This window comes from Paraburkholderia tuberum STM678 (genome assembly GCF_902833905.1).
In the GTDB taxonomy this organism is placed as follows: Bacteria; Pseudomonadota; Gammaproteobacteria; order Burkholderiales; family Burkholderiaceae; genus Paraburkholderia; species Paraburkholderia tuberum.
In genome coordinates this window covers 94,687-107,853 of the sequence record NZ_CADFGP010000008.1, presented here as the reverse complement: position 1 = coordinate 107,853, position 13,167 = coordinate 94,687, and the positions used below count along the sequence as shown (strand labels likewise).

Genomic DNA, 13,167 nt, shown 5'->3' with positions numbered 1-13,167 from the left:
CTCCGTGATGTGCGAGGCGCTGCCGCGCCAGTTAATCCTTGCTCAGCGCTTCCGATACGGCTTCGCCCCTTCCTGTGGCCCGGGCGAGGAGCGCGCTCGCTTCGTCCGCGCTATATCCCGCTTCGACCAGAACCTGGATGCTGTGCTCGCCGAGATTCGGCGGCAGATAGCGAACGTTGCCGGGCGACTCGGAGAAGTGCACCGGTATCGAGGTCATGACCATGTCGCCTTCGGTCGGGTGCTCGAAGCGCTGGAAGAACCCGGTCTCCTTGATGTACGCGTCGTGCATCAGGTCTTTCAGGTCGCGCACGGGACCGTGCGGCACGTCCGCCGAGGCGAAGATCGCATTCCATTCCGCAGTCGTCTTGTTGCGGATGGCGTCGCCGACGATGCGATACAGCTCGCTGATGTTGCGCATACGCTCGGCCATGTGCTGGAAGCGCGGGTCGTCGAGCAGATGCGCTGCACCGATTGCGCACAGCACGCGGCGCCATTGCTCGTTATTCACGGCGAGCAGGCAGATATGCCCGTCTTTTGTCGCGTAGGGCCGGCGGTGCGGCGAGAACATGCGCGGATAGCCCAGTCCGGTTCCGTCATTGGAGCCCAGCGCACCTTCCCAAAGATGCTCGAACAGATTGAATTGCAGCATCGTTTCGAACATCGGCACATGGACGAGCTGGCCGACGCCGGTCCGCTCGCGGTGATAGAGCGCCATGCCGATCGACGACGCCAGCACGTAGCCGCAGAACTTGTCGACGATCACGGTGGGGAAGTATCGCGGCGAGCCGTCCGTGTCGCGGTTCATCGCGGCAATGCCGGTTTCGCCCTGAATCACGTCGTCGAAAGCGGGGCGGTCCTTGTATGGTCCGTCGATTCGATAGCCGGCACCCGATGCGTACACGATGCGTGGGTTGCGCGCCCGCACGGTTTCATAGTCGATGCCGAGGCGCTCGGCGGCACTCGGGCGCATGCTGTGCACGATGACGTCGGCGGTCTCGACGAGCTTGAGCAGCGCTTCGCGGCATTCGGCCTGCTTCAGGTTCAGGATCACGCTGCGCTTGTTGCGGTTCATGATCGTATAGAACACTGCCATGTCGGGGTTGCGGCCAGGGCCATTCTTGCGGTTCTGGTCGCCTTCGGGCGGTTCGATCTTGATGACGTCCGCGCCCATGTCGCCGAGTAGCTGCGTGGCGACCGGACCGAGCACGTTGATGGTCAGGTCGATCACGCGGACACCGGCTAACGGGCCGGTCGCCGGTTCGAGGGGTTGTTGGGGATTTTCCATGCTCAGGCCTTGTATTCCTTGCCTTTAACGAGTCTGAGCGGCGTGTACACCATCACTTCCGTGCCGTCCTGCCTGATCACGCGGTTACGGGTGCGCACCAGCCCAAGTCCGGGGCGCCCCTTGCTAGGCCTGCATTCGATCACCTCGCATTCCACGTGAATCGTGTCGCCCACATAGGTCGGGCCTTTGATGTCGAGTTCCATGTTGAGGAACGCGAAGCCGACGCCCTGCATGGTGGCCTGCGTGAGCAGCCCTTCCATCAGCGTGAAGACCAGCGCGCCCGGCGCGACGCGCCCCTTGATGGCCGACTGCTCGCGAAGAAACTCGGTGTTGGTGAACAGAACTTCCAGCATGCCGGTCACCGAAACAAAATTCACGACATCCGTTTCGGTCACCGTGCGGCCCACGGTCTTGAACTTGCGTCCAACGGGCAGGTCCTCCCAGTGAATTCCCAGACCAACCGTTTCGATTTCTTCCATTGCCTGTCCTCTGTCGTTGTCGGCTCGGCTGTTAGCTGAGCTGTCGTTGTCAGTTCTTCTTGATGCGGCCTAGCACGCTGTCCGCAACGATGTTGCGTTGGATCTGGTTGGTGCCTTCGATGATCTGCACCACCTTCGCGTCGCGGAAATAACGGTTGATCGGGTACTCGTTGGAGATGCCTGCGGCGCCGAATAGCTGCACGGCATCGGTCGCGACCTTCATGGCGACATCCGACGCGAACATCTTCGCCATCGCCGCCATTGGGGCGAGTTCACGGCCGCTAACGCCCGCATCGACGAGCGACGCCGTGCGATAGACGAGTTGGCGCGCGGCCTCGGTCTGGGTGACCATGTCAGCGATCATCCAGCGCACACCCTGAAAGTTGCTGATGCTCTGGCCGAATGCAACGCGGTCCTGAATGAATTTGACGGTGTGATCGATCGCGCCCTGCGCGATGCCAACCGCGCGCGCGGCCACGATGGGACGGCTCGTGTTGAGCGCCTCCATTGCCACCTTGAACCCCTGGCCGCCTTCCGGCCCGAGACGGTCTGCCGCGCGGATGAAGGCATCGTCGAAGTAAAGGGGGCACGACGCCACGCCGCGCGCGCCCATCTTGTCTTCTTCGTTGCCGATCGTCAGGCCCGGCGTGTTGCGATCGACGATGAAAAGATTGATCCCCAGCGCCTGTCCTTCCTCGTCGAGCGTCCTGGCGGCGACGAGAATGAAGTCGGCGATATGCGAATTCGTGCACCAGATCTTTGAGCCGTTGAGCACATAGCCGCCGTTCTTGCGGCGCGCTGTCGTGCGAATGCCCGAAACGTCGGAGCCGCTTTGAGCCTCGGTAATGGACAGCGCACCGCGCAACTCACCGGAGGCGAGACCCGGCAGCAGGCGAGCCTTCTGCTCCTCGGTGCCGCCTTCGAGAATCGCTCCGAAGGGCGTCCATTGCACGACCAGCAGATAGCCCGTGTTGTAGCAAACCCGCCCGAACTCCTCGACGGCGATGCAGGCCGACATCACGCTGCCGGCGCCGCCATACGCTTCAGGAAACGGCAACGTGAAGAGGCCGAGTTCCTTGAGCAGTGCGTACATGTCGTGCGGATACCCGGCCGTACGGTCGATCTCGTCGGCCCGCGGCGCCACGCGCTCCCGTGCGACGCGACGGATGAGGTCGCGGATCTGAAGCTGGTCGTCTGTTAGTTCGTATGTCACTTCGAGCTCTCTTGCTAACGGTTTTTTCGGGCCGGCCCCCCGGATTCGTCTCCGGACTGGGGATACGTCGCCCCTGCCGACCACTTCCTGATCACATTCGAAGTCTTCACGTTTATGAACGATGTTCGATAAATTAAACGAAGGGCCGGGTGATCGTCAAGCGCTGAAACCGGCTCCCGCGGGTTTGTCCGAGGTGCGTCGGGAATTTGGTCGGGATGTAGTTTCAGCCTTGCGCGGCGGGGCACGGCAGGGCTTTCCCGCCGTTGACAGCGCGCTCCCAGTGCGTTTAATATTTGGAACAGCGTTCGATTATTTGTTCCATTTTGGCCCGACAGAACGGCTCGATTCGGCGCGAGCCCATGGCAAAACAATTTGGAGGAGCGGGGAATGGACTCTCTTTGTCCTGAAGTCGATTATCAGAAATTCCTGGCCGAGGGCCGCTTGATGATCCAGCGCAGCCGCGGCAGCGGCCGCTATGTCTTCTACCCGCGGGTGGCTGAGCCGGTTACCGGGATGCGCGATCTGGAGTGGGTCGAAGCCTGCGGGAAGGGGACGGTTTATTCCACTACCGTGGTGCGCCAGAAATCGCCCACGCCCAGCTACAACGTCGCAGTGATCGATCTGGAAGAAGGTGTGCGCATGCTGAGTTGTGTGGAGGGCATCGAGCCGGAGGCCGTGCGCATTGGCATGCCGGTGCAGGCGAAGATCGTGTACCGAGGGGATGCGGCATTGCTTGTGTTCGAACCAGCCTGACGCCCGCTAACCCGCAGCCGGCCGTCAACAGCCGGTCACACCGATGAAAGGTAGATCGAATGGAATTCAACTTGCGCGGGCGTACCGCACTGGTGGCAGGCGCCACCTATGGGATGGGGGAAGCACCTGGCTTGTCGTCGCTGGACCTTGCTGCGCGTGCGTCCGTTGACGCGCTCGCCCAGGTGGGACTTACGCCTGGCGATGTAGACGGCCTTTTCGTGTGCACGCCGGACGACATGCTGTCGGGTCTCACGTTTGCCGAATACCTCGGTATTAACCCGAAGTTCACCGACAACAACCGAAGCGGCGGATCGGCGTTCGAAATCTACGCGCACACGGCGGCCATGGCGTTGTGTACGGGACAGATCGATGTTGCCTTGATTGCATATGGGAGCAATCAGCGCAGCGCGGCGGGCAAGCTCGTGCAGTCGTCGCGTCCTTCGCCCTGGGAGAGCCCGTATAAGCCGATGAATCCGGTGTCGTCGTATGCGCTTGCGGCGGCGCGTCATATGCATCAGTACGGCACGAAGCGTGAGCATCTGGCCGAGGTGGCCGTCGCCGCGCGCAAGTGGGCGCAACTGAATCCGGATGCGTATATGCGCACGCCCATGTCGATCGACGACGTGATGGGCGCGCGCCTCGTGTCGGATCCGCTTTCCGTGCGCGATTGCTGCCTCGTGACGGATGGCGCGGCAGCGATCGTCATGGTGCGCGCCGATCGAGCGCGTGATCTCACCGACAAGCCGGTGTATCTGCTCGGCGCGGCTTCGGCCACTTCGCACCGCGAAATCGCGAGCATGCCGGATCTCACGGTGACTGCCGCAGCGGAATCGGGCAGGCGTGCGTATCAAATGGCCGGCGTGAAGGCGAATGATATCGATGTCGCGATGCTGTACGACGCCTTCACGATCAACACCATTCTGTTTCTCGAAGACCTCGGCTTTTGCCCTAAAGGCGAAGGCGGCCGCTTCGTTTCGGACGGCGGCATCGCGCCGGGCGGCCGGCTCGCGGTCAATACGAACGGCGGCGGTTTGTCGTGCGTTCACCCCGGCATGTATGGGCTGTTCCTGATGGAAGAATCGATGCGGCAATTGACGGGCCGCGCTGGTGAGCGCCAGATACCCGGTGCGAAGCTGGCAATCGCGCACGGTAACGGTGGTGTGCTCTCGAGCCAGGCCACGGTGATTCTCGGGACGCAGGAAACCCTGTAAAGACACTCCGCCCGCCAGGGTCACTGTCAACAGCTTTGCATGGGATCGGAGTAAGCGCTAAAGCGCTAAACCCGATCGACAGGAGACGGACAGATGAGCGAAGAGACCAGCAGCGATGCAGCAGAGATCGTACAGGTCCGGCAAGACGGTGCAATCGCGATCGTCACATTGAACTATCCCCAACGGCGAAACGCGTTTTCGCTAAAGATGCGCGAGACGTTGTACGCGCAGCTCTATCGCCTGATGCATCATGAGGAAGCCTGCCGTGCGATCGTACTGACCGGCGCGGGCAATACGTTTTGCGCGGGTGGGGACATCTCGGAGATGCAGACGCGCAAGGTGCTCGAATATCGACAGCGCAATGAACTGCCGCTCGATATTTTTAGACTGATGGTGGAAGGCCCGAAAGCGATCGTCGCCGCCGTCGAAGGGTTTGCGTTTGGCGCTGGTCTGTCGCTCGCCGCTGCTTGCGATTATGTCGTCACGTCATCGGCCGCGCGCTATGCGAGCGCGTTCGTCAAGGTCGGGCTGCTGCCCGATACGGGGCTCTATTGGTCGTTGTCGCAGCGCGTGGGCGGCGGCCTTGCACGCGAGCTCATGTTGAGTGCTCGTGAGTTCAACGGCGTCGAAGCGGGCGAGACCGGTTTTGCCAATCAGGTCGTCGAGCCCGGCGAGGCGCTGAACGCGGCCTCGAAGGTGGCGCAACAGTACGCGGAACTGCCCTCGGTGGCCACCGCGCACCTGAAGGCCGCGCTCGCGACGGGCATCCGTACGCTCGACGACGCCATCGAAGCGGAAGTCAACCTGCAGCCCATCCTGCGCCGCAGCCGCGAACACCAGGAGGCCGTGAGCGCCTTCATGGAAAAGCGCAAGCCGGTGTTCGTGGCCGACTGAAGGAAGCCAACATGAGCGAAAAAGAAACGGCAGAAAACGATACGACGTCGCTGATCGAGGTGACCCGCGAGGGACCGGTCGCGATCGTGACGCTAAACAATCCTCGACGCCGCAACGCGATGGGACGTCAGATGCGTCAGTTGTTGCGCGACACGATGCATCGGCTGATGGTGGACGATCCGGACTCGCGGGCAATCGTCCTGACGGGCGCGGGCGAGCACTTTTGCGCCGGCGCCGACATCTCCGAGATGACGCAGCGCACGATCCTGCAAAGCCGCGAGATTCTGGCGGAGTCGTGCGTGGTAGTGCGTGAAATGCAGGCGGGACCCAAGCCGGTCGTGGCGGCCGTGGAAGGCGTAGCCTTCGGCGCCGGGCTGTCGCTCGCGGTCGCGACCGACTATGTCGTGGCTGCATCGAGTGCACGCTTTTGCGCGGCGTTTCTGCGCGTCGGCCTGATTCCGGACACCGGTATTCTGTGGACGCTTCCGAAGCGCATAGGCATGGCTCGCGCGAGGGAGATGCTCTCGCTCGCCACTGAAATCGACGGCGACAAGGCCGGCACGATTCACCTTGCCAACGAAGTCGTCGGGCCGGGTACTGCGCGCGCAAAGGCAATCGAAGTTGCGCGCGGTCTTGCCGACTTGCCGCCGCTCGGCGTGGCGCTGCTGAAGGACGCGCTGACCAACGCCGCGGCGACCATGGAAGGCGCGCTGCGAGCCGAGATCGACTATCAGCCCATCCTGCGTCAGTCGAAAGACCATCAGGCTGCCTGCAAGGCGTTTATGGAAAAGACCAAACCGGTCTTCACGGGTGAGTGAGCGCGGGGAGCAATGCGATGAGTATCGAGCAGAAGGAAAAAGCCGCGGGCGCCGACGAGATCCTGCAGGTGCGCCGTCAAGGCGACGTGACCATTGTCACGATGAACTATCCCGAGCGCCGCAACGCGTTCTCCATGAGGATGCGCGTTGCGCTGACCGAGGTCTTGCACCGGCTGATGCACGACGATCCGCAAACGCGCGCCATTGTGCTGACAGGCGCGGGCGGCCATTTTTGCGCGGGCGGCGACCTGTCCGAAATGCACGCGACCACTCTACAGTTGCTGGCGCTTCGTGAGCGCATCGCGGTGGGCGTGCGTCTGTTCAAGCTGATTTATACGGGCACGAAGCCGGTCGTCGCGGCGGTGGAGGGCACGTGCTATGGAGCGGGGCTGTCGCTGGCGGCTGCATGCGATGTCGTGGTCGGTGCCGATACCGCGAAGTACTCATGTGCGTTCGGCAAGGTCGGACTGCTTCCCGACACGGGAATTCTATGGACGCTGCCGCAAAAGGTCGGCGGCAGCAAGGCGCGTGAGTTGATGCTGAAAGGCGATGTCATCGACGCGGCCACGGCGCGCCGCATCGGCCTGGTCAGCGAGGTGGTCGCGAGCGGCGGCGCGCTCGATGCGGCGATCGAGGCCGCGGCGCGCTTCGCGAGCTATCCGCCAGTGACGCTGGCGCTCCTGAAGGCGAGCCTCGTCAATGCGGGCAATTCGATCGAAGACGCATGCCGCCTCGAAACTGACCTCAATCCGCTGACCCGTCAAACGAGCGACCACGCGGAGGCGGTGACGGCCTTCATGGAAAAACGCAAGCCGGTTTTCACGGGTGCCTGACGCCGCCATTCTCCGTTGCTGTCCCTACTGGAAGTTCAACGCATATGTTTACGCCTGACCTGCTGAAGAACAAACGAATCCTCATCACCGGGGGAGGCACCGGCCTTGGTAAGAGTATCGGCCTGCGCTACCTCGAACTGGGCGCCGATCTCGTCATCTGCGGTCGCCGCAAGGAAGTGCTGGACGCGACGGCCGACGAGTTTCGCGGCGTCGTGCCTGGCGCGCGTGTCACGACGGTGCAGGCGGACGTGCGCAGCGCCGAGTCCGTCGAGTCGATGATGGAGACGATCTGGCGGGATGGTCCGCTCGACGTATTGCTGAACAACGCGGCGGCCAACTTCATCGCGCGCACGGAAAGCCTGTCGGCGCGCGCGGTGGATGCGGTGCTCGACATCGTGCTGCACGGCAGCTTCTATTGCACGATCGCGGCGGGCAAGCGCTGGATCGACGCGGGTCACCCGGGCAACGTGATCAGTACCGTATCGACGCCCACGATGACCGGCTCGGCCTTTACCGTGCCGTCCGCGGCCGCGAAGGCGGGTATTCTCGCCATGACCCGCAGCCTTGCGGTCGAGTGGGGCCCGAAGGGCATTCGCCTGAACGCGGTGGCGCCCGGACTGTTCCCGACGCCGGGCGCATGGGAGCAGTTGTACCCGCCGGGCTCGCAGGTCGAGCCGCAGGAGCGCTCGGTGCCGCTGAGGCGCTTCGGCGATCACGCGGAACTTGCCAATCTCTACGCTTATCTGGCGTCCGATGGCTCCGGCTACATCACCGGCGACATGATCGTGATCGACGGCGGCCGCTGGATGCAGGGTGTTGGCGGCCCGACCTTCCGCGCGATGCAGGACTGGACCGACGAGCAATGGGACGCCATGCGCGCCCACGCTCGCAAGGGTTGAACCATGGGTCCGCTTGCAGGAGTTCGCATCATCGAGCTGGCCGGCATCGGCCCGGGGCCCATGGCGGCGATGCTGCTCGCCGATCTGGGTGCGACGGTGTTGCGCATCGAACGTCGCCAGCCGGTCAAGCTCGGTATCGAGCGTCCGCTGCGCTACAACCTGTTGCTGCGCAACCGGAAGACGATTGCGCTCGACCTGAAAGACCCGCAGGCCGTCGAATTCGTGCTCACGCTGGTGGAGCGCGCCGATGCCCTGATAGAAGGTTTCCGACCCGGCGTGACCGAGCGACTCGGGCTGGGTCCGCAGGCCTGCCTCGAACGCAATCCGAAGCTCGCTTACGGGCGCATCACGGGATGGGGCCAGCAAGGTCCGCTCGCGCAGTACGCCGGGCATGACCTGAACTACATCGCGATCACCGGCGTCCTCAACGCAATTGGCCGCCGTGATCAGCCGCCGTCGATACCGCTGAATCTGATCGGCGACTATGCGGGCGGTTCGCTGTACCTTGCAATGGGGCTCCTGTCGGCGATCCTGCATGCGCGCAACGGCGGCGCCGGACAGATCGTGGATGCCGCGATCGTCGACGGTACGGCCAACCTTGCTACCACGTTCTTCGGCATGCAGGCTGCCGGCATCTGGCGCGACGGGCGCGGGACGAATATCACGGATTCGGGATCGCACTTCTACGACGTTTATGAATGCGCGGACGGCAAGTGGATTACGGTCGGCCCCATCGAGGACAAGTTCTATCTCGAACTCCTCCGCCTGCTCGACATCGATCCGCGAACGCTGGGTACGCAGCTCGACGCAAGCAACTGGCCCGCCGCGCGCGCACTGTTCGCGCTGCAATTCAAGCGACGCACACGCGAGCAATGGACCACCTTGCTCGAACACACGGACGCGTGCTTCGCACCGGTTCTGTCGTGGACCGAGGCACCCGAGCATGCGCATCTGAAGGCGCGCGGCACGTTCATCGAAGTGGACGGCATCGTGCAGCCCGCGCCGGCGCCGCGCTTCTCCGCCACGGTGCCCGCGAAGCCGACGGCGCCCGAGGCGCCCGACGCGACCACGATCGACGCCGCGCTGGCGGCATGGCTCGAACGGGGCCGCATTGGCGAGTTGAAAGAAGCGGGAACGCTGGCCTGAGCCGCGCCCGACAGGCGACCCATAAAGACGAAACGAGACACTCATGGATCTGCGATATACCGACGAAGAGCTAGCGTTCCGCAATGAGGTCAGAGCCTTCTTCAAGGAAGCGCTGCCGGCCGACATCCGACGCAAAGCTACCTTGGGGCAGCGCTATTCGGCGGCCGACCTGCGCCGCTGGCAACGCATGCTCTACGAGCGCGGCTGGGCGACGCCAGCGTGGGACAAGGCGTGGGGCGGGACGGGCTGGAGCGCGGTGCAGCAATACATCTTCAAGGAAGAGTTGCACATGGCCCCGGCGCCCGAGACGCTGTCGTTCAACGTGAACATGATCGGTCCGGTTTTCATCGCGTTCGGCAGCGAGGAGCAAAAGCGCCATTTCCTGCCTCGCATCGCGAGCCTCGAATACTGGTTCTGCCAGGGATTCTCCGAGCCCGGAGCCGGTTCGGACCTGGCCGCGCTGCGAACCCAGGCGGTGCGCGACGGGGACCACTACGTGATCAACGGCCAGAAGCTCTGGACTTCGACGGCGCATCACGCGGACTGGATGTTCTGTCTCGTACGCACGGATTCGAGCGGCAAGAAACAGCAGGGCATCACGTACCTTCTGATCGACATGAAGACGCCGGGCCTGACCGTGCGCCCGATCGTCACGATCGACGGCCACCACGAAACCAACGAGGTGTTCTTCGACAACGTGCGCGTGCCGGTTGCGAACCGAATTGGCGAGGAGAACAAGGGTTGGGATTACGCGAAGTATCTCCTTGGCAACGAACGCAGCGGCATTGCGCGCGTGGGCGTTTCGAAGATGCGCGTGCGTCACGCGAAGGATCTTGCGAAGCGCGTGCCCTGCGGCGACGGTGTGCTGTGGGACGACCCGCGTTTTCGCGAACGTGTCGCGGCAGTCGAGGTGGAGCTGAAGGCCCTGGAGATGACGCAGATGCGCGTGATCGCCGAGAGCAGCGCGCAGCAGAGCCACGTGCCCGACCCGAAGACTTCGATCCTGAAGATCAAGGGTTCGGAACTCCAGCAACTCTCGGCTGAATTGCTCCTCGAGGTGGCAGGGCCGGACGCTTTACCGCTCGATCTTGACTTCCTGCGCGGGCTTGCCGATCCGGTTCGCGAACCCGAATGGGCGCTCACCGTTGCGCCGAATCACTACTTCGCGCGCCACGTCTCGATCGTGGGCGGCTCCAACGAGATTCAGAAGAACATTCTCGCCAAGTCCGTACTCGGACTTTGAGCGACGGGCGAACTGCGGAGAAGCATCAGATATGGACTTTGATTTCACCGATGAGCAACGCATGCTCAAGGACAGCGTCGAGCGGCTCGTCAAAGACGAGTATGGGTTCGAGCAGCGCGCGAAGTATCTCGCTGAGCCGGACGGTTTCAGCCGCGAGCTTTGGGCGCGTTACGCCGACATGGGTCTGTTGGGCCTTTCGTTTGACGAGGAATACGGCGGCAGCCACTGCGGCCCTGTCGAAACGATGATCGTGATGGAAGCGTTGGGCCGCGCTCTCGCGGTCGAACCGTATCTCGCGACGGTCGTGCTGGGCGGCGGCTTGGTGCGGCTTGGCGGCAACGCGGCGCAACGCGCGGCGATTCTGCCGCAGATTGCGCAGGGCGAGTTGCAGATGGCGTTCGCGCACAGCGAGGCGCAGGCGCGGTACGACCTCGCGGACGTTGCGACCACCGCACGACGCGAAGCCGCCGGCTGGGTGCTCGACGGCGCCAAGCGCGTCGTGCTCCACGGCGGCAGCGCCGACGTTCTCGTGGTGTCGGCGCGCGTGTCCGGCGGTAGGCGCGAGCGTGACGGCATCGGGCTGTTCGTGGTTAGGGGCGACGCAGAGGGCGTGACGCGCCACCCGTATCCGACGCAAGACCGACTGCGTGCGGCAGACATTCAGTTGTCCCGCGTGCGGGTTCCAGATAGCGACGTTCTGGGCACCGCGGGCGCCGCGTTGTCGCTGATAGAAACGGTCGTTGCGCACGCGATCGCGGCGGTGAGCGCGGAAGCCGTAGGTGCAATGGCAGCTGCGCACGAAGAAACCGTGGAGTACCTGAAGGTCCGCAAGCAGTTCGGGGTGCCTATCGGATCATTCCAGGCGCTCCAGCATCGTGCAGTCGACATGCTCGTCATGGTGGAGCAGGCGCGCAGCATGGCGCTCTTCGCGACCATGATGAGCGAGGAGCCGGACGCGGCGGAACGCGATCGCAGTATGTCGGCGGCGAAAGTGCAGATTGGGCGCTCGGGCCGCTTCGTCGGTCAACAAGGCGTGCAATTGCACGGCGGCATCGGGATGACCGAGGAGTGCAAGATCGGTCACTACCTGAGACGCCTGAGCGTGATCGATATCCAGTTCGGTTCGACCGAACATCATCTGACCCAGCTCGCCAATGCCGGCGGACTGATCGATGCAGCAGCGTGAGCCGCGCGTCCAGCCAAGCAAACGGAAACCATTCATGAGCCGAATTTCCCCACCCGATCAATATCAGGAACTGCGCGACGCCTTGCGCGACCTCTCGAAGGCGTACCCGGACGAGTACTGGCGCCGCATCGATCACGAGCGCGTCTATCCCGAGGCGTTTGTGGACGCGCTGACGAAGGCCGGCTGGATGGCCGCGCTGATCCCTCAGGAGTATGGCGGTTCAGGTCTCGGGTTGACCGAGGCGTCCGTGATCATGGAGGAGATCAACCGCAACGGCGGCAACTCTGGCTTTTGTCATGGCCAGATGTACAACATGAATACGCTGCTCAGAAACGGCTCGGAGGCGCAAAAGCGCAAATACCTGCCGAAGATCGCGAGCGGGGAATTGCGTCTGCAATCGATGGCTGTGACCGAACCGACCACCGGAACGGACACGACGAAGCTGAAGACCACTGCTGTAAAAAGAGACGACCGGTACGTGGTGAACGGCCAGAAGGTGTGGATATCACGCGTGCAGCATTCGGACATGATGATCCTGCTCGCACGCACCACGCCGTTGTCGGACGTGAAGAAGAAGTCGGATGGGCTGTCGTGCTTTCTCGTGGACCTGCACCAGGCTATCGGCAATGGCCTGACCGTGCGGCCGATTCCGAACATGGTCAATCACGAGACGAACGAGCTGTTCTTCGACAATCTGGAGATTCCTGAAGAGAACCTGATTGGCGAGGAAGGCAAGGGCTTCAAGTACATCCTCGACGGACTCAACGCCGAGCGCGCACTGATCGCTGCCGAGTGCATCGGCGACGGCTACTGGTTCGTCGAGCGCGCGTCGAAGTACGCCAGCGAGCGTATCGTGTTCGACCGGCCCATCGGTATGAACCAGGGCATCCAGTTCCCGATCGCCGAGGCCTACATCGACGTGCGCGCGGCGGATCTGATGCGCTACAAGGCCTGCGAACTGTTCGACAACCATCAACCGTGCGGCGCGGAAGCGAACATGGCCAAGCATCTCGCTGCCACGGCTTCGTGGAAAGCCGCGAATGCCTGTCTGCAGACCCATGGCGGCTTCGGTTTCGCTTGCGAATACGATGTCGAGCGCAAGTTTCGCGAAACCCGGCTCTATCAGGTGGCGCCGATTTCGACGAACCTGATCCTGTCCTACGTCGCCGAGCACGTGCTCGACCTGCCGCGTTCATTCTGAGCTTTG

The 13,167-nt window shown here is 63.1% G+C and carries 13 protein-coding genes; 10 read left to right on the top strand and 3 right to left on the bottom strand.

Annotated elements, in window-relative coordinates:
- Positions 1-31: 31 nt before the first annotated feature.
- The 3 genes from HWY30_RS09090 to HWY30_RS09080 are packed head-to-tail and all read right to left on the bottom strand — an operon-like array spanning position 32 to position 2,977.
- On the bottom strand, positions 32-1,285 hold the full coding sequence (locus HWY30_RS09090) for a CaiB/BaiF CoA transferase family protein (protein ID WP_090808758.1): 1,254 nt from the start codon (positions 1,283-1,285) through the stop codon (positions 32-34).
- Between the two features lie 2 nt (positions 1,286-1,287).
- On the bottom strand, positions 1,288-1,764 hold the full coding sequence (locus HWY30_RS09085) for a MaoC family dehydratase (protein ID WP_090808761.1): 477 nt from the start codon (positions 1,762-1,764) through the stop codon (positions 1,288-1,290).
- Positions 1,765-1,813: 49 nt separating this feature from the next.
- Positions 1,814-2,977, bottom strand: a complete 1,164-nt coding sequence (locus HWY30_RS09080; RefSeq protein ID WP_090808762.1) for an acyl-CoA dehydrogenase family protein — start codon at positions 2,975-2,977, stop codon at positions 1,814-1,816.
- A 387-nt stretch (positions 2,978-3,364) separates the two neighbouring features.
- On the opposite strand from HWY30_RS09080, the gene HWY30_RS09075 reads away from it, so the two are divergent.
- The 10 genes from HWY30_RS09075 (at position 3,365) to HWY30_RS09030 (ending at position 13,161) form a co-directional block, all read left to right on the top strand.
- A complete protein-coding gene (locus HWY30_RS09075; RefSeq protein ID WP_018425526.1) occupies positions 3,365-3,730 on the top strand; it encodes a Zn-ribbon domain-containing OB-fold protein in 366 nt (121 codons plus the stop codon).
- A gap of 59 nt (positions 3,731-3,789) precedes the next feature.
- The gene (locus HWY30_RS09070; RefSeq protein ID WP_090808764.1) at positions 3,790-4,941 is read left to right on the top strand and encodes a thiolase; all 1,152 of its coding nucleotides are present in this window, start codon (positions 3,790-3,792) and stop codon (positions 4,939-4,941) included.
- 93 nt (positions 4,942-5,034) lie between these two features.
- The gene (locus tag HWY30_RS09065; protein ID WP_090808766.1) at positions 5,035-5,835 is read left to right on the top strand and encodes an enoyl-CoA hydratase/isomerase family protein; all 801 of its coding nucleotides are present in this window, start codon (positions 5,035-5,037) and stop codon (positions 5,833-5,835) included.
- A gap of 11 nt (positions 5,836-5,846) precedes the next feature.
- Positions 5,847-6,653: an enoyl-CoA hydratase/isomerase family protein gene (locus tag HWY30_RS09060; protein ID WP_090808768.1), complete on the top strand. Its 807-nt coding sequence runs from the start codon at positions 5,847-5,849 to the stop codon at positions 6,651-6,653.
- Between the two features lie 17 nt (positions 6,654-6,670).
- Entirely contained in the window at positions 6,671-7,486 is an 816-nt protein-coding gene (locus HWY30_RS09055; protein WP_167368750.1) for an enoyl-CoA hydratase/isomerase family protein, read from the top strand.
- Between the two features lie 44 nt (positions 7,487-7,530).
- Positions 7,531-8,385 carry an SDR family oxidoreductase gene (locus tag HWY30_RS09050; RefSeq protein WP_090808772.1) on the top strand — a complete coding sequence of 285 codons (855 nt, stop codon included), beginning with the start codon at positions 7,531-7,533 and terminating at the stop codon, positions 8,383-8,385.
- A gap of 3 nt (positions 8,386-8,388) precedes the next feature.
- On the top strand, positions 8,389-9,531 hold the full coding sequence (locus HWY30_RS09045; protein WP_090808774.1) for a CaiB/BaiF CoA transferase family protein: 1,143 nt from the start codon (positions 8,389-8,391) through the stop codon (positions 9,529-9,531).
- Between the two features lie 43 nt (positions 9,532-9,574).
- Positions 9,575-10,774: an acyl-CoA dehydrogenase family protein gene (locus tag HWY30_RS09040; RefSeq protein ID WP_090808777.1), complete on the top strand. Its 1,200-nt coding sequence runs from the start codon at positions 9,575-9,577 to the stop codon at positions 10,772-10,774.
- A 31-nt stretch (positions 10,775-10,805) separates the two neighbouring features.
- The gene (locus HWY30_RS09035) at positions 10,806-11,960 is read left to right on the top strand and encodes an acyl-CoA dehydrogenase family protein (RefSeq protein WP_090808779.1); all 1,155 of its coding nucleotides are present in this window, start codon (positions 10,806-10,808) and stop codon (positions 11,958-11,960) included.
- Positions 11,961-11,994: 34 nt separating this feature from the next.
- Complete coding sequence (locus HWY30_RS09030) at positions 11,995-13,161, top strand: acyl-CoA dehydrogenase family protein (protein WP_090810374.1); 1,167 nt, start codon at positions 11,995-11,997, stop codon at positions 13,159-13,161.
- Positions 13,162-13,167 lie beyond the last annotated feature (6 nt).